The sequence below is a fragment of the Clostridia bacterium genome (assembly GCA_035561135.1).
In the GTDB taxonomy this organism is placed as follows: domain Bacteria; phylum Acidobacteriota; class Terriglobia; order Terriglobales; family Acidobacteriaceae; genus DATMYA01.
Genome location: DATMYA010000008.1, coordinates 174,627 through 194,091, shown reverse-complemented (window position 1 = coordinate 194,091; position 19,465 = coordinate 174,627). Strand labels below are relative to the sequence as shown.

Genomic DNA, 19,465 nt, shown 5'->3' with positions numbered 1-19,465 from the left:
CTACTCTTAAGCGAGAGAACGCGGCGCCGAGCCGACGGGATCCGGGGTCGCAGAGTAGGCGACGAAATTCAGGATCGGAGAATTTGAGAAATGGCTTATGTGATTACCGACACTTGCGTGAAGGACCTGCTTTGCGTGGATTCGTGCCCGAGCGATAGCATCCACCCGCAGCAGAGCGAGCCGGAATTCGAAGCGGCAACGCAGATGTACATCAATCCGGAAGAGTGCATGGACTGCGGCGCGTGCGTTACCACCTGCCCTACGAACTCCATCTACGCAGCCGAAGAACTGCCGGAAGACAAGGCTGAATTCGTTCAGAAGAACGCAGCTTTTTACGGCAAATAAGAGGGGTGTTTAAGCACTTTGCGCGCCCAAGAAATTGCGAGCGCGTGCGCTTCAAAACGCATTCATCCGCGAGCGCGCCTGTTCCCAGGCGCGCTCGTTTTGTTGGCGGAGATGCCGACTATCCAACTGACCAGGCAGGAGCAGCTTTACAGACTGACGGCCACGGTTTGAAGCGTGGCCGTCAGTTTGTAGCGTTGTATTGTTAAACGAGTGTCGTTAAACGAGCGCCGGCACCAGGTTCAGCGAATCCATCTGGCTCTTCACGGCAACGGAGAGGCGTCGAATTCCCTCACGGATCTGCTCGGGCTGGGCGTTGGAGAAGTTCAGGCGGAGGTTGCGCAGCCCTTCACCCTCACCGGTGAAGAATGCATCACCTGGTACGAACGCGACATTCTCGCGGACGGCGGCCTCGAAGAGCTTCTGGCAATCCATTCCCTCCGGCAGAGTGATCCACAAAAAGAGGCCGCCCTGCGGATGCGTCCACGTGACCTCGCTGGGGAAATACTGTTCGAGCGCTTGTAGCATAACGTCGCGGCGGTCCCGGTATACCTGCCGGATATTGCGTACGTGCTCGTCCAGGAATCGTTCCTTGGCGACTTCGTGGGCGACGATCTGGATAAACGTACTGGTATGCAGATCCGCGCCTTGCTTCAGCTGTACCAGCTTCTGAATTACTTCTACTGGCGCAACGATCCACCCGAGCCGCAATCCGGGGGCAAGCGTCTTGGAGAAGGTGCTGAGGTAGATGACGTTGCCGAGATTGTAGCCGTTGTCGCGGCGCACGTTCTCTCGATCCAGTAGCACGAGAGAAGGCAGGTGCTCGCCTTCAAACCGCAATTGGCCGTAGGGATCGTCTTCAATGATTGGGATGCCGTACTTATTGGAAAGAAACACAAGTTCCTGCCGGCGTTCGACGGACATTGTGACGCCGCCGGGGTTCTGGAAATTTGGCAGCAGGTACATGAACTTCGGCCCCGAGCGAAGCGCCTCTTCCAAACACTCGGTACGGATGCCGTCGTGATCGATCGGAACTGTGACGTAATCCGGGCCGAACACATTGAATGCCTGCAACGCGCCGAGGTACGTCGGCGCTTCCACCAGCAAGCGGTCGCCGCGATTGATCAGCAGCTTGGCGATGAGGTCAAGCGCCTGTTGTGAGCCGGAAGTAATGAGGACGTTTTCTGGCGACGCCAGTATTCCGTAACGACGAAGGTTGCTGGAGATGGTTTCGCGCAGAGGCAAGTAGCCCTCTGTGGCTCCGTATTGCAGTGCCGCGGGACCATTGTCCGCAAGAACCTTGTTGCAGGCTTGCTTGAACTCCTCGATAGGGAACAGTTCAGGCGCCGGCAATCCTCCGGCGAAGGAAATGACCTCGGGACGTTGTGTGAACTTGAGTAGCTCGCGAATCGCGGAACTCTTGATGACTTTCGTCCGCTGCGCGAACCGATGAGACCAGGGAGTTGACATAGGCTTTCTCCTGATTGCTTGGCGGGCGGTCTTTTCGGCCGCGGCCTATTTAGAACTGTCCTTCGCTCAGCTTCGAACGGAGTGCCGCGCCTGGGAGGCTGCGACCTCGTCCGAGGTGCGCCCGAATAATAGGCGCGCCAACGCTGCTCCGGAAAGAACCGTGATGACGACGATGACTCCTAGCGACCCGAGACAAAGAATGCACCACACACCCAAGATGTAGGCTTCCACGTACGTCAGGTAGAGCGAGAATCCAAGCCCTGCCAGCGCGCTGGCGAATAGCGCGATCGAAATGCCTTTGTTCCACGGAGCGATGCGTGCCAGTGTCAGGATGAATCCGTAGCCCAGCAATCCAATCAGGGCCACTGGCACGCCCAGGAAGCTGGAATAGATGCTGCGGTTCACGAGGTCGCAGTTGAACGTCTCGTCAATACTGCAGAATTCAGTCGTTGAATGACTGTAGTGGCTGACAAGCGAAATCGCAGAAAGAATGATCCCAGCCACCGCGAAGAAAAAGATTGTCCACGAAAGCGCGCGCAAACGGTTCATGGCAGTTTGCACCCCGTTTTGTCGGCCAATGCCTTTAAAGAAACTGGTCCCTCACGCCGCTCGTTATCCGCAAAAATCCAAGTGGGGTAACGTACGATTGCGAGATTTCTGCAAATGTCCGTCTGCTGCCTGGGCGCTCCCTTCACCGCGCACTCGGTATAACGCACATACCGGAATGATGAGCCGAACAAATCCTTCTGTTCCTTGCAGTGTTCGCACCAGAAGGCGCCGTACATGACGGCGTTCTTCTCGGCCAGGCACTTCGAGAAGTTATCCAGCGTCGTGCGCTCAGCAACGCTACTAGGCGTGAAGATCGTCGAAAAAAGCGCAAGAAGCAGCAGGATGTATCCACTCAAACGAGTAGTGACGGTACGTGCCATGGGCATACGTCAATAAGGTTACACCGGGTCGAGAGTAACGCGGTGATGTTTGTCACCAATGGGTGAGACAGACGACAGACCTCGGACGGCAAACGTCAGGCTTCAGGCGAAAGACTTCGGACCGCAGCCATAGGTTGGGCTGATGGCTGCTACCATTTCGGACTGAGCGCGAGCCTCCCCCGGCTATCAATGCACTGCCGAGTCGCACGTCTATGCGCCGTCCAGCTTTCGCTCTGCGAAGTTCTGATGTTGGGGTCCGATGTCTGAGGTCTAACGTCTGACATCCAAAGTCTGCCGTCTGAGGTCTGTCGCCTGTCCGCTGCTTTTCAAAAAAATACTTGACAAGGCAAGATAGCAAATGCATATTTATACAGTCAAGTGCATAAATATTCTGAATATACGACATGTCCAAACTATCGCGTCAGAACCTGATCCTCGAACTCGTGCAGCACGAACCGCTTTCCAACCAGGAAGAGCTTCGCCGCCGCCTGCTCAAGCACGGCTTTGACGTTACCCAGGCGACACTCTCGCGTGACATTCACGAACTGGACCTGGTCAAGACATCGGAAGGATACTCCGTTTCTCAAGGTGATCAGGAGTCCGAGCCGACAATGCCTTCGGCAATGCGGCTGGTGCGGGAGTTTGTACTTGAAATCCGGGAAGCCCAGAACCTGCTGGTCGTGAAGACCGTGCCCGGTTCGGCGCAGCCCGTGGCGGTCGCGCTTGATGCGGAATCGTGGCCTGAGGTCGTGGGAACGGTTGCCGGCGATGACACGATCCTTGTCATTTCACAGGCGAAGAAAAGCGCGCACAAGCTCGCCCTTCGTATACGGGGCATGCTTGCCTGATGAGCGCACAAATTAAGGCAGCAGTTCTCGGCCCCACGGGCTATGCCGGATTCGAACTCACGCGTTTTCTCCTGAAACACCCTCGGCTCGCGCCCCCCCTGCTGCTTCGGCGCGAGACCGGCGAGGGTGGCGACCTCGCACTCGAAGATATCTATCCTCAGTTGTCGGGCAATGGATCGTATGCAGTTTTACCGTTCTCGTGGACAAAGCTCCACGACGCCGGGGTTGACCTGTTGTTCACGGCCACTCCGCATGAGGTATCGCGCGAGCTGATTCCGGAGGCGGTGCGTCGCGGTCTGCGTGTTGTCGATTTAAGCGGCGCGTGGCGACTGAGAGATGAAGCCAATCGCGCGGTGTACGGATTTGAAGATGCCGACCCAGGCGCGGCCGCGAGCCTGACGGACGCCGCCGTGTACGGCTTGCCGGAGCTGAATCGCGAGCGCATTGCCGAAGCGCAACTCGTCGCGAATCCTGGATGTTATGCGACGTCGATTATTGTTGCGCTCGCGCCGTTGGTGCGTGCGGAGCTTGTGGATCGGGAACATGGCGTAGTGTGCGATTCCAAGTCGGGCGTCTCCGGCGCGGGCAAGAAGCCGACGCCTAAAACCCATTTTGTCGAAGTGGCGCAAAACCTTTCTGCCTACTCCGTCTTCGGACACCGGCACACCGGAGAAATCCTGGAGCAGCTTGGGCTGTGTCCGGCTGACCTGATCTTCACGCCGCACCTGCTTCCTATCCCGCGCGGCATTCTTTCCACCATCTATCTTCGGCTGACCCGACCGGCGGAAGAGACCGGAATCGAAAGCTGTTTTAACGAGTTCTACAAGGGCAGCCCGTGGGTGCGCGTTTTCGGCGCAGGCAAGCTGCCGCAGATCCAGTTTTCCTTGCGTACTAATTATTGCGATGTCGGCTTCTCACTCGCGCCAGACCGACGACGATTGGTCCTGGTGTCATGCCTCGACAATCTCGTAAAAGGCGCAGCCGGACAGGCCGTGCAAAACATGAACGTGATGTATGGCTGGAGTGAGCGAGAGGGATTGCAATGAAGATCGTCGTAAAGATTGGCGGCGCGGCGCTGGATGACAAGGTTCTGCTGAAGAAGTGCGCCAAGGCCATCGCCGAGTTGGCGGAAGAGGGACACAAGGTTGCTGTTGTTCACGGTGGTGGTGCGGCGCTTACGCGCACGCTTGCGCAACTTGGCAAACAAAGCGAGTTCATCAACGGACTCCGAGTCACGGACAGCGAGACACGCGACGTAGCCCTGATGGTGCTGGGCGGACGCGTGAACAAGCTGCTCGTTGCGGCGATTGCTGCCGAGGGGCAGGCGGCAATGGGCATCTGCGGTGGCGATGGACTGGTGTTCTCGGCTCGCAAAAAGAAGACGGAAGGTTGCGACCTGGGCTACGTCGGCGAGATCTCGGCCGTCGATCCTCGGTGGATTGACGCGATCTGGTCGAACGGCGGCATACCCGTGATTTCCAGCATCGCGCTGGGCTCAGACGGCGAGTACTACAACGTGAATGCCGACCAGATGGCGTCGGCGTGCGCGTCTGGCTGCATGGCAGACACGCTGGTGTTCCTGACCGATGTCCCGGGTGTGAAGGGTGCGGATGGCACCGTGATCCGCTGGCTTGCCGTGCAGCAGATTCCCGGGCTCGTGCGCGACTCGGTCATTCGCGGAGGCATGCTGCCGAAGTTGCAGGCGTGCCAGGATGCTTTGCGTTTGGGCGTGCATCGTGTGCGCATACTCCCGGCGGCCGAGGTTGCAGCGCTGCCGGATTTCTATTACGAGAAGATCGAATTCGGTACGGAGGTCATGGTTCAGTGAGCGTTGCCTCGGTTCAGAAGGCTGAAGCAGCGTTGCTTCTGCCTACCTACGATCGCCACCCCTTGCTGTTGAAGAGGGGACAAGGCGTTTACCTCTACAACTCGGAAGGGAAGCGCTATCTCGACTTCCTGAGCGGCATTGGCGTGAATGCGCTCGGCTATAACCATCCAGCAATTCGCAAGGCGCTTGTTCAACAGGCCGGCAAGCTGGTGCATGTTTCAAACCTGTTCTTCCATGATTACCAGTCCGCGCTGGCCGAGCGCCTGACGAAGGCCTCCGGACTCGATCGCGTATTCTTCTGCAACAGTGGCACTGAGGCATGGGAAGGCGCGCTGAAACTGGCGCGCGCATACGCCGGGCACGTGAGCAAGCGAGGCAGCAAGCCGAAGTGGCGCGTGCTCGCCATGGAGAACTCGTTCCACGGGCGCACGTTCGGTTCGCTGGCGACTACGGGGCAACCGAAGTATCGCAAGCCGTTTGCTCCTGGCGTGCCCGGTGTTCGCTTCGTCCGCCTCAACGACGTTGCAGATCTGCAAGCAAAGTTCGACTCAACGGTTTGTGCCATCACGCTGGAGACGATTCAGGGCGAAGGCGGAATCCGTCCAGTCAGTGCGGAATTCCTGAATGCGGCGCGTGCGCTCTGCAACAAATCTGGCGCGGTGCTCATTCTCGATGAGATTCAATGCGGGCTTGGCCGCACTGGAAGGATGTTCGCCTACCAGCATTACGGCGTGCGGCCTGACATCGTCACGGTCGCCAAGCCGCTTGCCGCGGGATTGCCGCTCGGAGCGATTCTGACCACGGAGGTAGTGTCGAAGGCGTTCCATCCGGGGATGCACGGGACGACCTTTGGGGGCGGTCCGCTCGCATGTGCAGTGGCCATCGCTTACCTTGACACGCTCAAATCCGAGAAGCTGCTGGCGCACGTTACGAAAACAGGCGAGTACTTCCGCGAGCGGTTGCAGGAACTCGACCAGCGTCACGCGGTGATTCAGGACATACGTGGAGTCGGGCTTATGCTGGGCGTCGAGGTTTCCGATGCCGACCTGGCAAAGAGCGTCGTAGCGAAGATGCTGGAACTCGGCATCATCATCAATCGCACGCATGACACCACGCTGCGGTTCCTGCCGCCGTTCATCATCACCTCCAAGCATGTAGATCAAGTAGTAAAGGCGCTCGACTCCGTATTGACCTCCTGCACAGGCAAAAAGTCGTTGGCGCGCAAAACCAAGCGCAAAACTATGGGAAAGGCAAAGTAATGAGCAAAAGCAGTGTGGGCGAGAGCCCAATGTGTGCCCCGGCTGGAGCGCAGGTTCCGTTTGTCTCGCGCGACCTGATCTCGATTTCCGACTTCTCTCCTGCGGAAGTGAAGGCCGTACTGGACCTGACAGCGCTGATGAAGGCGCGTCCTGAAGACTTCCGCGGTGTGCTGTCAGGCAAGCAGATCGCTATGTTCTTTGAAAAGCCATCGCTGCGAACGCGTATCACCTTCGAGGCGGGAATCGCCTCTATGGGGGGCACGTCGTTCTTTGTGGATCAGACACGCTCGCGCCTTGCTGCACGGGAGCCGCTCAGCGATATTGCGCACAATCTCGAACGTTGGATTCACGGAATTGTGCTGCGCACGTTCGATCACGAGACGGTGAGCGGCATCGCAAAATATGCTTCCGTTCCCGTGGTAAACGCACTCAGCGACTACGAACACCCCTGCCAGGCTCTAGCGGATTTCTTCACCTTGCAGGAGAAATTTGTCGACCTGCGGACGGTCAAGCTTGCCTACGTCGGAGATGGGAACAACGTCGCGCACTCGCTGATGCTCGCAGCTGCGAGCCTTGGCAGCCACATCGCTGTGGCGACACCGGCGGGTTACGAGCCTGCCCAGGTGGTCACGAAGCAGGCGCGTGAGATTGCCGCGCTAACGGGCGCGACCATCGAGGTAACAAATGACGCGAGGCATGCGGCCACGGGGGCCGATGCGGTCTACACGGACGTTTGGGCGAGCATGGGCCAGGAAGAGGAAAGCGCCGAGCGCAGCAAGATTTTTGCACCATTTCAGGTCAATGCGGAGCTGTTCTCGCTGACTTCGCCGAACGCGATCTTCATGCACTGCCTGCCGGCGCATCGCGGCGATGAAGTCACCGACGCCGTTATCGATTCACCCAGTTCTGTTGTGTTCGACCAGGCGGAGAACCGCCTGCATATCCAAAAGGCCATTCTGCTTGTTCTTCTGGGTGGCGGCATGCGCCGCTTCCCGCCGATAGAGTCGCGGGAATTCAGTGCCGGACAAAGGAGCGCACATGCCTAAGAAAGTCGCACTTGCATATTCGGGAGGGCTGGACACCTCCATCATCATTCCATGGCTGAAAGAGAACTACGCGTGCGAGGTCATTGCCGTGGTCGGTGATGTAGGCCAGGGCGATGACATGGAAGCTGTTGCGCAGAAGGCCATCGCGACCGGCGCATCGAAGGTCGTCATCCGCGACCTGCGCGAGGAGTTCCTGACGTCCTGCGTGTGGCCTGCTCTGCGGGCGGGAGCCGTTTACGAGCACAAGTACATGCTGGGTACGTCGCTTGCGCGCCCCGTCATTGCGAAGGCACAGGTCGAAGTCGCACTTGCGGAGGGCGCAGACGCCGTCGCGCATGGGTGTACTGGTAAGGGCAACGACCAGGTTCGTTTCGAGCACGCCTTCCAGGCGCTTGCGCCGGAGCTCGAAATCATCGCTCCGTGGCGCGAGTGGGAATTGAAGTCGCGCGAGGACTGCATCGACTACGCCGAGCAGCGTGGTATTCCGATTACCGTAAGCCGAGAGAAAATCCACTCTCGCGACCACAATCTCTGGCACGTGAGCCACGAGGGCGGAGAGCTGGAAGATCCGGCGAACGCGCCGCTGGACTCAACGTGGCAGCTTTCGAACTCTCCGCAGACCGCGCCCGACCGCATTGAGGAAGTAGAAATCGGTTTCAAGCAGGGAACGCCTGTGTCGGTAAACGGCATGGAGCTGCCGGCGGTGCAACTCCTGGAGTTGCTGAACGAGATTGCGGGACGCAATGCCGTAGGTCGCATCGACCTGGTGGAGAACCGCTTTGTCGGTATGAAGTCGCGCGGTTGCTATGAGACGCCGGGTGGAACGCTGCTGCTGGCGGCACATCGCGAACTGGAAGCACTCTGCCTCGATCGCGAGGTTATGCACTTCAAACAGCACATCGCGCTGAAGTACGCGGAGATGGTGTACTTCGGTCTATGGTTCACGCCCCTGCGCGACGCCCTGGACGCCTTCATCACCGAGACGCAGAAGGAAGTGACGGGAACTGCGAAGCTTGGGCTGTACAAGGGCAACGCCATGGTACTGAGCCGCGAGTCGGACTATTCCCTGTATCGCACTGACTTGTCGTCGTTCACAATGGGCTCCAGCTACGATCAGAAAGACGCGGCCGGTTTCATCCGCATCCTCGGACTGCCGGCACGCTCGCGTGCGCTGGCGCGCGCCGAGGTGGCGAAATGAAAATGTGGTCGGGCCGGATACGGCAACCTCTTGATGGGGAGTTCGAGAAGTGGCAGCGCTCGTTTCCCTTTGACAAGCGGTTGCTCGGAGAGGAACTGGCCGCGAGCCGCGCTCATGCGTTGGCGCTGCAGAAACTGGGCGTACTCTCCGCGACAGAGTACGCCTCCGTACTAGTAGGTCTTGAGAAGATCGCACGCAATCCAGCTGACCTGATGCACGATGAAGAGGCGGAGGACATCCATCACTTCGTTGAGAAACACCTGGTCGCGTTTATCGGAGACACGGGGTACAAGCTGCACTCTGGGCGCAGCCGCAACGAACAGATCGCAACCGACCTTCGCCTGTACGTGCGCTCCACGGCTTCAACAATCCGCGGGCTGACCCTCGAACTTGCAGAGGTATTCACAAATCGTGCAGGGAGGGCGGACGAAGCGGCCATGCCGGCCTACACGCATCTGCAACGTGCCGAACCCGTGTTGGTTGCGCACTGGTTGCTTGCGTATGCGGAAATGTTTTTGCGCGATGCATCGCGCTTGTCGTCCTGCATGGAACGGCTGGATGCGTGTCCGTTGGGTTCCGGCGCGATTGCCGGCGCCACGCTGCCGCTGGACCGTGAGGCAGTAGCGCATGAACTTGGGTTCGCTGCGCCGACCGCAAACAGTATCGATGCAACAAGCGATCGCGACTTCCTGCTGGAGTTCGTACAGGTGCTCTCAATCTTCGGCGTCCACCTGAGCCGCTGGGCGGAGGAGTTCACTCTGTTCGCCACCCAGGAGTACGGCTTCGTGCGCCTGCCGGAGCGTTACTCCACCGGCAGCAGCGCGATGCCTCAGAAGCAGAATCCGGATTCGCTGGAATTGGTGCGTGGCAAGTCGGCGCGCTTGATCGGCGCTGCAACAACGCTGCTGACGGCCATGAAGGGATTGCCGCTCGCTTATAACAAAGACATGCAGGAGACGCAGGAGCCCGTCTTCGATGCGGCTGATACTGCTCTCGGAATGCTACGCGTTGCGCTCGGCTTCATGCGCGAAGTTGAATTCGACCTTGAGAGGATGCAGGCCGCGGCGCAGTCGAGCTTCATGAATGCGATGGCGGCGGCCACGTACCTCGTTTTAAAAGGAGTGCCCTTCCGTCACGCGCATGAGTTCGTGGCCAGCGCAGTACGCGTATGTCTCGCGAGGGCGTGTGAACTGCAAGACCTATCGCTGCTCGAACTGAAGGGAATAAGCCCGAAGTTCGAGGACGATTTCTACTCGCACCTCACGTTGCAATCCGTGCTCAATTGTCACGACGTTGCGGGTGGAACCGCTCCCGCGCAGGTTCAGCGCGCGTTGGAGCAAGTGCGCCGCCGAATTTCGGCGCTTAAGGGAGTGGCACATGCGAGCGCGTAAGGCGATCCTTCCCGATGCCGAGGCAATCCACGAGCTGATCCTCGCGTTCTCGCAAAACAGCACTCTGCTCCTTCCACGTAGTCTGGCTGAAATCTGCGAAAACGTGCGCGACTTCGTGGTCGTCGAGGAGCATGGTGAGATTGTCGGCTGTGGCGCTCTGCATTTGTACGGCGTACACCTGGCAGAGGTGCGGTCAATTGCCGTAAACACGGAGGCGCAGGGAAGGGGAGCCGGGGGCAAATTGATCGATGCGCTGTTAGCCGAGGCCGAGTCGCACCACGTTACCTGCGTGTGCCTCTTTACGCGCATCCCAGAGTTCTTCGCACGTATGGGATTCTCGCAGGCGCGGCGGGAAGACCTGCCCGACAAGATATTGAAGGACTGCCGGAAGTGTCCCAGACTGCACGACTGCGATGAGATCGCGATGGTTCGTGGAGAAATTCCGGGCTTCGCGATTCTTGAGGAACCCATGATCGGACTGGTGAAACTGCACGCATGATTTCGACTCAGCAGGAACTGCTTGTACCTCGTGGCTTCCAGTTCGCGGCCGTAAAAGCGGGAATCAAGGCCAGCGGACGTCCCGACCTCGCGCTGATTGAGGCGCCGATGGGAGCAAGCGCGGCAGCCGTCTTCACCCGCAACCGCGTTGTGGCTGCGCCGGTGCAAGTCGGACGTGCCCACCTGGCGGAGACACAGGGACGTGTACGGGCCGTACTCGTGAATGCCGGAAACGCAAACTGTGCGACAGGCAAACCGGGTCTCAACGCCGCCCAGGCAGTTTGCGCTGAACTCGGAAGGCTGGTGGAAGCGGCGCCGCAATTCATTGTCCCGTCCTCGACGGGCATCATCGGCGTTCCGCTCCCAACAGAAAAGATCGTCACCGCACTGCCGAGTTTGCTCGCCGCCCGAAGCGAAGGAGAAGCCGCACTAAAAGCCTTCTCCGAAGCGATTCTGACAACCGATATGCGTCCGAAAACCGCAAGCCGTGTTCTTAAGATCGGACGAAAAGAGGTACGAGTTGCCGGTGTCGCGAAGGGCTCGGGCATGATTCACCCGAACATGGCGACCATGCTGGCTTACATCCTCACGGACGCGGATGCCACTCCTCGTGAGTTGACGGCCATGCTGCGAACGAGCACGGATACTACGTTCAACAGTATTTCTGTGGACGGCGATACCTCGACCAACGATACGGTTTTGCTGCTGGCGAGTGGAATGAGCGGTTGCAGACTGCGCGATTCCGGAGTGCGAAAGAAGTTTGCGCTGGCGCTCCAGGAAGTCTGCGCGTCGCTGGCGGAACAGGTTGTTCGCGACGGAGAAGGCGCGAAGCACCTGGTGCGATTGCACGTCGAACAAGCGCGCACATTTGCGGAAGCACGGCAAATCGCCCGTGCGGTTGCGAATTCAGCCCTGGTAAAAACTGCGTGGGCAGGTTGCGATCCGAACTGGGGAAGGATACTGTCGGCTGCCGGCACGTCCGGCGTCGAACTTGACCCAGCCAAGGTCAGCATCTACTTCGGAGACCAGCTGGTGTGCCGCCGGGGTATGGCAGTGGAGTTCGACAAGCGCGCCGCGCATGAGTACCTGTCGCAACCGGAATACGACATTCGCATCTCGCTCGGTCGTGGAAGAGCCAAGGTCGAGTTTTTGACCTGCGATCTCACAGCGGAGTACGTCCACATCAACGCGGACTATTCCACATAGTCGAGTTAGATAGTTCTGACAACAGTACCGGCACGAAGCCCGAGGCTTCGTGCCGTCTTCTTTGCAACCTGGCAGATGGTGAAGAGCTTTGCAAATCCTCAGAGGCTAAACTGGCGGCTGAAAACTGCATTACCTGAAGGGGCATGCCTTCCGGCGCGCCGTAAGTCGAAGTGAATGAAAAGCGGCTTCAGCACTGAGCGGCAATGTTTTCGAGAGAGGGACTATTCCGCAGCCAGTAGAACCGGCATTCCTTGGGGGCGCGGCAGACTGGGTCACGAATCCGCGCAAAAAAAACGGCTCGAGAGCATGGCGTACTCTCGAGCCAGGGTAGGACAAACAGCACTTCTTATCAGGGGCGTGCTCAATGGCGTGCCCTGTCTTTTGATACCTGCTACTCGCGCATTTCGAGCTCTTCCATTTCGTGACCCGACGTGGTGCCGTTCTGTACGTGCTCCACGCCATAGTTCCACCCGATATCGAAGGCCTTCAGGTTGAGTTCGCGGAAGGCCGAGGGCACGGATTGTTCCACGGCTTTACGCAGCGACTCCTGTGAAAGCAGGCCGGTGGCGGCTCCGAAGAAGCCGACCATCACAATGTTGGAAACCATGCGCTTACCAATACCTTCTGCCAGGCGCGTCGACGGGATGCCGAAAACGCGAGTGTCCTCCGACAAATCCGAGACACGCACAAGTTCCTGCTCGATCAGCATCAGCCCGCCCGGCTTTAGTTCCGGAGCGAACTTCACGTAAGCCTCTTGCGACATGACGACCATCACATCAGGCCGGGTGACGTAGGGATAGAGAACCGGCGTGCTCGAAAGAATAAGCTGCGCACTGCAAGCTCCGCCGCGCGCTTCCGGGCCGAAGTTCTGCGTCATGGTGGCGAACTTGCCGTCCACGATGGAAGCGGCCTTTCCGACCACAATCGCGGCCAGAATGACGCCCTGTCCGCCGAATCCAGCGATACGGATTTCAGTTAGCTGCATAACGTGTGCTCCATCTCCACCTGCTCAGCCTCTACGTATGCTTCGCCCAGTTGCTCGCGAAGGTGCGCATGCATCAGGTCACTGTACTCCGGACGCTCCCGATCGACGAACTTGCCGACGATGATCTCGCCCGCCTTCGTCAGACTCACTTCACTGGTCGGGCACCCGTGCTTCACCTTGCTGTGCTCCTTATAGAACTTCATCGCGTCCAGGCCATCGCCCATCTTGTTGCGGCGCTGGTAGAGCGTGGGGCATGGTGAAAGCACTTCGATGAAGCCGAAGCCTTTCTTCTGGAACATCTCGTTCATGGACTTCGCGAGTTGACGCACATGGAAGGTCGTCCAGCGCGCGACGTACACCGCGCCCGCGGCTTCGACCAGGTGCGGAATGTTGAATGAAGGATCGTACGTGCCGTAAGGCGACGTCGAAGTGATGACCGCCCCTGGAGTCGTCGGCGCAGTCTGTCCGCCGGTCATCGCGTAGATCAGGTTGTTCACGCAGATGACCTTTAGATCGACGTTGCGACGGGCAGCGTGGATGAGGTGATTGCCGCCGATTGCGAACAGGTCGCCATCGCCGGAATACACTACGACGTTCAACTTGGGGTTCGCCAGTTTCAAGCCGGTGGCGAAGGGAATCGCGCGTCCGTGCGTGGTGTGGAACGAATCGAGGTTCACGTACCCAGCGACGCGGCCCGTGCAGCCGATGCCCGAAACGACGGCGACCTTCGACAGGTCGGCCTTCGACTCGATCAGCGCACGCGTGAAACAGTTGACGGTCGTTCCGATCCCGCATCCCGGACACCAGATATGCGGCATACGGTCCATGCGCAGAAACGGTTGAACCGGGTTTTCGTTCTCAATCTGCACCGTCGTCATCGTGCCACCTCCACGATTGCTTTCAGAATGTCTTCCGGACGATGCACGCTTCCGCCGGCGTGCGGCACAGCTAGCACCTTTGCCTTGCCGCCAGCGCAACGCTCTACTTCACGTACCATCTGTCCCATGTTCAGTTCCGGAACCACAAGGGCTTTCACCTTTCCTGCTATTTCGGCGATCTTCTTTTCAGGGAAGGGCCATGCGGTGATGAGTCGGAACTTGCCTACCTTGATGCCTTGCTCGTGTGCCAGGTCGATCGCCCGCTGCGCAACACGCGACGTGATGCCGTAGGAGACCACCACGATATCCGCACCTTCAGTATCCGCCTCTTCGTACAGGCATATCTTGTCGGCATTGTCGCGAATCTTGCCGACGAGCCGTTTCAGCAGCGTGTCCTGCACGGGAGGCGTCATGTTGGGATATCCGCGCTCGTCGTGCGTGAGGCCTGTGACGTGGATGTTGTAACCCTCGCCAGCCATCACCATCTCGGGAACGCACTCTTCTCCGCAAGCCTCGTACGCCTTGAATGCCGCCGGTTCTTTCGCCGTAAAATTACGCGGTTCCACGTAGATCTGATCAGCGGAAGGGATGACAACCTTTTCGGTCATGTGCCCAACGACTTCATCCATCATGAGGAACGTAGGCACGCGATACTTCTCCGACATGTTGAATGCCGTGATCATCAGATCGAAGCACTCCTGCGGCGAGTTCGGGCAGAGCGCGATGATTTCGTAATCGCCATGCGATCCCCAGCGAACCTGCATCATGTCCGCCTGCGCCGGTAAAGTCGGCAAGCCTGTGGAGGGCCCGCCACGTTGCACATCGACAAAGACGCATGGCGTCTCGGTCATCGCGGCGTAGCCGATGTGTTCCATCATCAGCGAGAAACCGGGGCCTGACGTTACGGTGAAAGCCTTGGCTCCGCCCCACACTGCGCCCTGTATCGCGATGGACGCCGCCAACTCGTCTTCCATCTGAATGAATGTGCCACCGACTTTGGGAGCGCGCATGGCATAGCGCTCAACCACCTCGGTCGAGGGCGTGATCGGATATCCCGCTGCGAAGCGTGCGCCCGCGGCGAGTGCACCTTCGCAGGCGGCGTGATCGCCGTCCAGAAAATGCGAGCCGGTAAGGACTCCGCGAGGATCAGCGTTCATCGGTCGTCTCCTTCGCTGGTGCTACTTCTTCTTTCTTCTTGTCTGTTCTGAATCCATGAATTGCGAAATCCGGACAATACATTCCGCACAGATCGCAGCCGCTGCATTTCTCGGGCGCAACAACGTGTGGTGGATGGTATCCCTTGGAGTTGAATGCGGACGACAGCGACAGGACCTTGGTCGGACAAAACTCAACGCAGAAACCGCAGGCCTTACACCGCTCCACGACAATTGACACGGAACCTCGTGCCATCGCTACCTCTTTCCTGGCTACCGGCAACCACCATCCGGGGCGCGCAAGGGACGTAACTACAGAAGCTTGCGACCGCAGGTTGTAGTAGTTGCCAGCGCTTTGGCTGAAGTGCCGCAGGCAGGAACGGCAAAACCCGCCTATCGGCCTCTTACCCGATTCTCATTCGAATGTTCCAAGCACGAAGTGATGGGAGTCACACCAAAGGGTGAGAGGTGAACAAGCCGTTCGGCATCTAGACCGGGCCGTGGCCTCTTCGCACTCGGTTCGACGTTTTGGGAGATAGCGGTTTGATCGTAGAAGGCCTTCGAACTCGCCATTGCGTCGCTGCGCACAGAACGACAAAAAATTGAAGATCACGTCACCTCCGACTCATCGTGAGACTGTCACTCATCCTTTTTTGCGGCGAATGAGGAATGGAAGAACAAGGCGGTCTGCAGATTTCCTAGCTGTTTGAACTCCAACTTAAACCAATTTCGGCAGCATCGGTCATCGGCGTATACGGCGGTGGAATGTATATGCGTTTTCAGAAACCACGCCAATCATTGCGCTATGCAATGTCGTGTATGTATATGCATTTTGTTGCCTGTTTGCCACATCGTAAAAGTTGTAAGTAGCTAATTTTCTTGACGTTAGGTTGTATGATGTTTGAGATTATTTTGGCTCACTTTAGTCTGTGACGAACCTCACCGTCCGTATATGCACCATTCCTGCTACCATTTTGGCAGGAGAAAGGCGCCCCTCTTTTGAGGGTAGAGGGCCTTCGACAATCTATGAAGAGAGTATTGATTCTTGGAGCAGCAGGCAGAGACTTCCATAATTTCAACGTAGTCTTCCGTCACAACCCAGAATTCCAGGTCGTGGCATTTACCGCTACCCAGATTCCCGACATTGCCGGCCGGAAGTATCCGCCTGAGTTGGCAGGTCCTCTTTATCCGGGCGGCATTCCGATCCTGGAAGAGAAAGAGATGGAAGACATAATCCGCAAGCACAAAGTGGATGTTTGCATCTTCTCTTACTCGGATGTGTCGTATGACACGCTGATGCACCTGGCCTCCAGGGCCGTCGCCGCTGGCGCTGATTTCGAATTGCTGGGCGCGCAAAAGACGCAGATTCCGTCGAAGGTTCCGGTCGTGTCCATCTGTGCGGTGCGCACGGGTTGCGGCAAGAGCCCTGTTTCGCGTCGCGTAGCCGATGCACTGCGCCGCCTTGGCTGGCATCCGGTGGTGATCCGTCACCCAATGCCGTACGGCAATCTGGCCGCGCAGCACGCGCAACGTTTCGCCAAGCTTGAGGACCTCGATCTTCACGATTGCACGATCGAAGAGCGTGAAGAGTACGAGCCGCACATTGCTGAAGGCACTACGGTGTACGCCGGCGTGGATTATGAAGAGATTATTCGCCAGGCAGAGCAGGAAGGCGACGTAGTCCTTTGGGATGGCGGCAACAACGACACCCCCTTCTATCGCTCCAATCTAGAGATCGTGGTGCTTGATCCGCATCGCGCAGGGCACGAGCTTCGCTACTACCCCGGCGAGGTGAACTTCCGCAGCGCCAAGGTGCTGATTATCAACAAGGTTGATACCGCGAAGCCGGAAGACGTTCAGAAGGTCCGCGACAACGTAAAGCTCTACAACCCGAACGCCACGCTGGTTGAAACCGCGTGCCGCGTTAGCGTCGTCGATCCCAACCAGGTTCGCGGAAAGCGCGTGCTCGTCGTTGAGGATGGCCCGACACTCACGCACGGCGAAATGCCTTATGGTGCCGGTGTTGTTGCCTCCCGCCAGTTCGGCGCCGCCGAAATGGTTGACCCGCGTCCGTATGCTGTCGGGTCGATTCGCGCCACGTTCGAGAAATTCCCGCACCTCGGTTCGCTGCTTCCGGCCATGGGCTACGGTGAACAGCAGAAGCACGAACTGGAAGAGACCATCAAGCGCGTACCTTGCGACCTGGTTCTCGTCGCCACACCGATCGATCTCGCTCGCACGATCAAAATCGAGAAGCCGAGCCTGCGTGTTCGTTATGAGGCGGAAGAGCTGACTCATCCCGACATCACAGAGATCCTTGCCGAGTTCACGAAGAAGAACAAGCCGTCGCCGGTAGAGGCGGCATCGAAATGACATCGACGGATTTCCTTTCGATAAGGGACTTCACGCCGCAGGAGATACAGCATTTCCTCGACGTGGCGTCCCGTATTAAGGCCAACCCAGCGGCCTATACTTCGGCACTAAAAGGCAAAACGCTGGCGATGATTTTCGAGAAGCCTTCGCTGCGTACCCGCGTCACGTTTGACGTTGGCATTCAGCAACTCGGCGGATTCTCTATCTACCTGTCGCCTGCCGAAATCAACCTGGGCAAGCGCGAGTCGGTTTATGACGTGGCGAAAAATTTGGAACGCATGGTGCAGGGCATCATGATTCGAACCTTCGCGCACAACATCGTCGAGCGAATGGCGGAGTACGCGAGTGTGCCGATTTTCAACGCACTCACGGATTACAGCCATCCCTGCCAGGCGATGGCCGATTACCTGACCATTCTGGAGGTGAAGGGCAAGATCTCCGGACTGAAGGTCGCCTACGTTGGCGACGGCAACAATGTTGCGCACTCCTTGATGTTTGCGGGCGCGCAGCTTGGTGCTCATGTCTGGATCGCAACTCCGGACGGTTACGAACCCGATATCGCGGCCACTAAGTGGGCGCGCGAGCGTGGCTCCGAGTCAGGTGGCACTTGCACCATCACCAATGATCCTGCCGAGGCCGCAGCCGGCGCAGACGTCATCTATACAGACGTGTGGGCCAGCATGGGCCAGGAAGCTGAGGCCGAGAAGCGCCGCCAGATATTCCTGCCCTACCAGGTAAACGGCAAGCTATTCGCCCGTGCCAAGGACAATGCGATTTTCATGCATTGCCTACCCGCCCACCGTGGGGACGAAGTCACCGACGAGGTTATCGACTCGCCGCGTTCGGTCGTCTTTCAGGAGGCGGAAAACCGGTTGCACGCACAGAAGGCAATCCTTGTGGAACTGATGAAGGACGTTGAGATCAAGGCACGTCCGTCGGTCGAGTTCCGCGAGCCCGCGCTGGTGAAGTAAGCAACGGATACGGAAGGACAGAGGTTGGGCGTTGTATCGCCCGATCTCTGTCCTTACCGGCACAAGGATTTCTATGTCGAGAACGGCGCTCATCGCAGTCGGCGGAAATTCCCTGATCCGCGCAGGCGAAAAGGGAACGATCGCCGAGCAGTTGGCGAACGCCCGCCGCACGGCAGCGGCGATCATCGGTCTCATCCGCGACGGCTATCACCTCGTCATTACTCACGGAAACGGCCCGCAGGTCGGGGCGCAACTGCTGCGCTCGGAGCGTGCTTCCGACCAGGTGCCCGGCCAGACGCTGGATGTCTGCGGGGCATCAACGCAGGGCGAAATCGGGTACCTGCTGGCGCAGTCGTTGAAGGATGAACTCGCAGCCGCCGGGTTGAATGCGCCTGTGGTCAGCATCGTTACCCAGACCATCGTCTCTGGCGATGATCCGGCAATGAAGAATCCGACCAAGCCTATCGGCCCGTTCTATTCCCGCGCTGATGCCGAAGAGCGCAAGCGCACTCTGGGATGGCAGATTGTCGAAGATGCCGCGCGCGGTTATCGGCGCGTGGTGCCTTCGCCGGAGCCCATTGAAGTCGTCGAACTTGGCGTGATTCGCACGCTAATTGATTCCGGCGCGCTCGTCGTGGCGTGCGGCGGTGGCGGAATTCCCGTGATGCGCCAGAACGGCACGCTCGTCGGTGTTGAGGCGGTTATCGATAAGGATCGCGCCTCGGCGCTGTTGGCCGTGGAACTCGGCGTCGATCTCTTCGCCATCTCCACGGACACCGACTACGTTTATCTCGATTACAAGAAATCCACGCAGAAACGGCTTACGCATACCGCTGCTTCCGAGATGGAGCAGCACTACCGGGCCGGACAATTTCCTCCCGGCAACATGGGCCCTAAGATTCAGTCGGCATTACGCTTCCTGCATGACGGGGGAAAAGAAGTCATCATTACTTCTTACGAGTATCTCCGCGACGCCGCTGCTGGAAAGGCGGGCACGCACATCGTTGCCGACCAGGTAGATGCTCGCGCATCGTCCCAAGCACCCGAATTTGCCAAGACCGGAGGTCGTGCGTGACCATGGATGCGATC

20 protein-coding genes are annotated in these 19,465 nt (G+C 58.5%); 13 read left to right on the top strand and 7 right to left on the bottom strand.

All coding sequences use genetic code 11. The features are described 5' to 3' along the window. Nucleotides 1–90 precede the first annotated feature (90 nt). A complete protein-coding gene (locus VN622_01050) occupies nt 91–345 on the top strand; it encodes a ferredoxin family protein (protein HWR34440.1) in 255 nt (84 codons plus the stop codon). A gap of 216 nt (nt 346–561) precedes the next feature. Here the strand turns inward: VN622_01050 and VN622_01045 are convergent, their stop codons facing one another. From VN622_01045 to VN622_01035, 3 genes are all read right to left on the bottom strand, one after another. Then, a complete protein-coding gene (locus tag VN622_01045) occupies nt 562–1,812 on the bottom strand; it encodes a PLP-dependent aminotransferase family protein (GenBank protein ID HWR34439.1) in 1,251 nt (416 codons plus the stop codon). A gap of 66 nt (nt 1,813–1,878) precedes the next feature. Further along, on the bottom strand, nt 1,879–2,361 hold the full coding sequence (locus VN622_01040; protein ID HWR34438.1) for a vitamin K epoxide reductase family protein: 483 nt from the start codon (nt 2,359–2,361) through the stop codon (nt 1,879–1,881). After that, nucleotides 2,358–2,741: a hypothetical protein gene (locus VN622_01035; GenBank protein ID HWR34437.1), complete on the bottom strand. Its 384-nt coding sequence runs from the start codon at nt 2,739–2,741 to the stop codon at nt 2,358–2,360. Before VN622_01035 ends, VN622_01040 begins: the two co-directional genes overlap by 4 nt. 404 nt (nt 2,742–3,145) lie before the next feature. Here VN622_01035 and argR point away from each other — a divergent pair, with 404 nt between their 5' ends. Genes argR through argJ form a run of 9 tightly spaced genes read left to right on the top strand, consistent with a single transcriptional unit; the run spans nt 3,146 to nt 12,015 of the window. Beyond that, entirely contained in the window at nt 3,146–3,589 is a 444-nt protein-coding gene (gene argR / locus VN622_01030; protein HWR34436.1) for an arginine repressor, read from the top strand. Next, the gene (gene argC, locus VN622_01025) at nt 3,589–4,635 is read left to right on the top strand and encodes an N-acetyl-gamma-glutamyl-phosphate reductase (GenBank protein ID HWR34435.1); all 1,047 of its coding nucleotides are present in this window, start codon (nt 3,589–3,591) and stop codon (nt 4,633–4,635) included. Before argR ends, argC begins: the two co-directional genes overlap by 1 nt. Further along, entirely contained in the window at nt 4,632–5,417 is a 786-nt protein-coding gene (gene argB, locus VN622_01020) for an acetylglutamate kinase (protein HWR34434.1), read from the top strand. The genes argC and argB overlap by 4 nt, the downstream gene beginning before the upstream one ends. Next, entirely contained in the window at nt 5,414–6,676 is a 1,263-nt protein-coding gene (locus VN622_01015; GenBank protein ID HWR34433.1) for an aspartate aminotransferase family protein, read from the top strand. The genes argB and VN622_01015 overlap by 4 nt, the downstream gene beginning before the upstream one ends. Next, nucleotides 6,676–7,722: an ornithine carbamoyltransferase gene (argF, locus tag VN622_01010; GenBank protein ID HWR34432.1), complete on the top strand. Its 1,047-nt coding sequence runs from the start codon at nt 6,676–6,678 to the stop codon at nt 7,720–7,722. The genes VN622_01015 and argF (VN622_01010) overlap by 1 nt, the downstream gene beginning before the upstream one ends. Next, nucleotides 7,715–8,920 (top strand): argininosuccinate synthase, encoded by a 1,206-nt coding sequence (locus tag VN622_01005; protein ID HWR34431.1) that lies wholly within the window; start codon nt 7,715–7,717, stop codon nt 8,918–8,920. The genes argF (VN622_01010) and VN622_01005 overlap by 8 nt, the downstream gene beginning before the upstream one ends. Further along, nucleotides 8,917–10,311 (top strand): argininosuccinate lyase, encoded by a 1,395-nt coding sequence (argH, locus tag VN622_01000; GenBank protein HWR34430.1) that lies wholly within the window; start codon nt 8,917–8,919, stop codon nt 10,309–10,311. Before VN622_01005 ends, argH begins: the two co-directional genes overlap by 4 nt. Continuing rightward, nucleotides 10,298–10,810 (top strand): N-acetyltransferase, encoded by a 513-nt coding sequence (locus VN622_00995; GenBank protein ID HWR34429.1) that lies wholly within the window; start codon nt 10,298–10,300, stop codon nt 10,808–10,810. Before argH ends, VN622_00995 begins: the two co-directional genes overlap by 14 nt. After that, the gene (gene argJ / locus VN622_00990) at nt 10,807–12,015 is read left to right on the top strand and encodes a bifunctional glutamate N-acetyltransferase/amino-acid acetyltransferase ArgJ (protein HWR34428.1); all 1,209 of its coding nucleotides are present in this window, start codon (nt 10,807–10,809) and stop codon (nt 12,013–12,015) included. Before VN622_00995 ends, argJ begins: the two co-directional genes overlap by 4 nt. A gap of 391 nt (nt 12,016–12,406) precedes the next feature. Here argJ and VN622_00985 read toward each other — a convergent pair whose 3' ends face one another. The 4 genes from VN622_00985 to VN622_00970 are packed head-to-tail and all read right to left on the bottom strand — an operon-like array spanning nt 12,407 to nt 15,288. Next, nucleotides 12,407–13,000, bottom strand: a complete 594-nt coding sequence (locus VN622_00985) for a 2-oxoacid:acceptor oxidoreductase family protein (protein ID HWR34427.1) — start codon at nt 12,998–13,000, stop codon at nt 12,407–12,409. Continuing rightward, nucleotides 12,991–13,878, bottom strand: a complete 888-nt coding sequence (locus VN622_00980) for a 2-oxoacid:ferredoxin oxidoreductase subunit beta (GenBank protein ID HWR34426.1) — start codon at nt 13,876–13,878, stop codon at nt 12,991–12,993. The genes VN622_00985 and VN622_00980 overlap by 10 nt, the downstream gene beginning before the upstream one ends. Then, complete coding sequence (locus tag VN622_00975; protein ID HWR34425.1) at nt 13,875–15,035, bottom strand: 2-oxoacid:acceptor oxidoreductase subunit alpha; 1,161 nt, start codon at nt 15,033–15,035, stop codon at nt 13,875–13,877. The genes VN622_00980 and VN622_00975 overlap by 4 nt, the downstream gene beginning before the upstream one ends. Beyond that, nucleotides 15,025–15,288 (bottom strand): 4Fe-4S binding protein, encoded by a 264-nt coding sequence (locus VN622_00970; GenBank protein ID HWR34424.1) that lies wholly within the window; start codon nt 15,286–15,288, stop codon nt 15,025–15,027. Before VN622_00970 ends, VN622_00975 begins: the two co-directional genes overlap by 11 nt. Nucleotides 15,289–16,058: 770 nt before the next feature. Here VN622_00970 and VN622_00965 point away from each other — a divergent pair. The 3 genes from VN622_00965 to arcC all read left to right on the top strand — a co-directional run bounded on the left by VN622_00965 (nt 16,059) and on the right by arcC (nt 19,451). Continuing rightward, a complete protein-coding gene (locus VN622_00965) occupies nt 16,059–17,405 on the top strand; it encodes a cyclic 2,3-diphosphoglycerate synthase (GenBank protein HWR34423.1) in 1,347 nt (448 codons plus the stop codon). After that, nucleotides 17,402–18,376 (top strand): ornithine carbamoyltransferase, encoded by a 975-nt coding sequence (argF, locus tag VN622_00960; protein HWR34422.1) that lies wholly within the window; start codon nt 17,402–17,404, stop codon nt 18,374–18,376. Before VN622_00965 ends, argF (VN622_00960) begins: the two co-directional genes overlap by 4 nt. 73 nt (nt 18,377–18,449) lie before the next feature. Then, on the top strand, nt 18,450–19,451 hold the full coding sequence (gene arcC, locus VN622_00955; GenBank protein HWR34421.1) for a carbamate kinase: 1,002 nt from the start codon (nt 18,450–18,452) through the stop codon (nt 19,449–19,451). The last annotated feature ends 14 nt before the right edge of the window (nt 19,452–19,465 follow it).

Coding starts and splice junctions, on each gene's coding strand:
- VN622_01040 (HWR34438.1), bottom strand. CDS start 2,361: ATGAACCGTTTGCGCGCGCTTTCGTGGACAATCTTTTTCTTCGCGGTG.
- VN622_00970 (HWR34424.1), bottom strand. CDS start 15,288: ATGGCACGAGGTTCCGTGTCAATTGTCGTGGAGCGGTGTAAGGCCTGC.
- argF (HWR34432.1), top strand. CDS start 6,676: ATGAGCAAAAGCAGTGTGGGCGAGAGCCCAATGTGTGCCCCGGCTGGA.
- argB (HWR34434.1), top strand. CDS start 4,632: ATGAAGATCGTCGTAAAGATTGGCGGCGCGGCGCTGGATGACAAGGTT.
- VN622_00965 (HWR34423.1), top strand. CDS start 16,059: ATGAAGAGAGTATTGATTCTTGGAGCAGCAGGCAGAGACTTCCATAAT.
- VN622_00985 (HWR34427.1), bottom strand. CDS start 13,000: ATGCAGCTAACTGAAATCCGTATCGCTGGATTCGGCGGACAGGGCGTC.
- VN622_01045 (HWR34439.1), bottom strand. CDS start 1,812: ATGTCAACTCCCTGGTCTCATCGGTTCGCGCAGCGGACGAAAGTCATC.
- VN622_01035 (HWR34437.1), bottom strand. CDS start 2,741: ATGGCACGTACCGTCACTACTCGTTTGAGTGGATACATCCTGCTGCTT.
- VN622_01050 (HWR34440.1), top strand. CDS start 91: ATGGCTTATGTGATTACCGACACTTGCGTGAAGGACCTGCTTTGCGTG.
- argF (HWR34422.1), top strand. CDS start 17,402: ATGACATCGACGGATTTCCTTTCGATAAGGGACTTCACGCCGCAGGAG.
- VN622_00980 (HWR34426.1), bottom strand. CDS start 13,878: ATGACGACGGTGCAGATTGAGAACGAAAACCCGGTTCAACCGTTTCTG.
- argJ (HWR34428.1), top strand. CDS start 10,807: ATGATTTCGACTCAGCAGGAACTGCTTGTACCTCGTGGCTTCCAGTTC.
- VN622_00995 (HWR34429.1), top strand. CDS start 10,298: ATGCGAGCGCGTAAGGCGATCCTTCCCGATGCCGAGGCAATCCACGAG.
- argR (HWR34436.1), top strand. CDS start 3,146: ATGTCCAAACTATCGCGTCAGAACCTGATCCTCGAACTCGTGCAGCAC.
- argC (HWR34435.1), top strand. CDS start 3,589: ATGAGCGCACAAATTAAGGCAGCAGTTCTCGGCCCCACGGGCTATGCC.
- VN622_01005 (HWR34431.1), top strand. CDS start 7,715: ATGCCTAAGAAAGTCGCACTTGCATATTCGGGAGGGCTGGACACCTCC.
- VN622_00975 (HWR34425.1), bottom strand. CDS start 15,035: ATGAACGCTGATCCTCGCGGAGTCCTTACCGGCTCGCATTTTCTGGAC.
- argH (HWR34430.1), top strand. CDS start 8,917: ATGAAAATGTGGTCGGGCCGGATACGGCAACCTCTTGATGGGGAGTTC.
- arcC (HWR34421.1), top strand. CDS start 18,450: ATGTCGAGAACGGCGCTCATCGCAGTCGGCGGAAATTCCCTGATCCGC.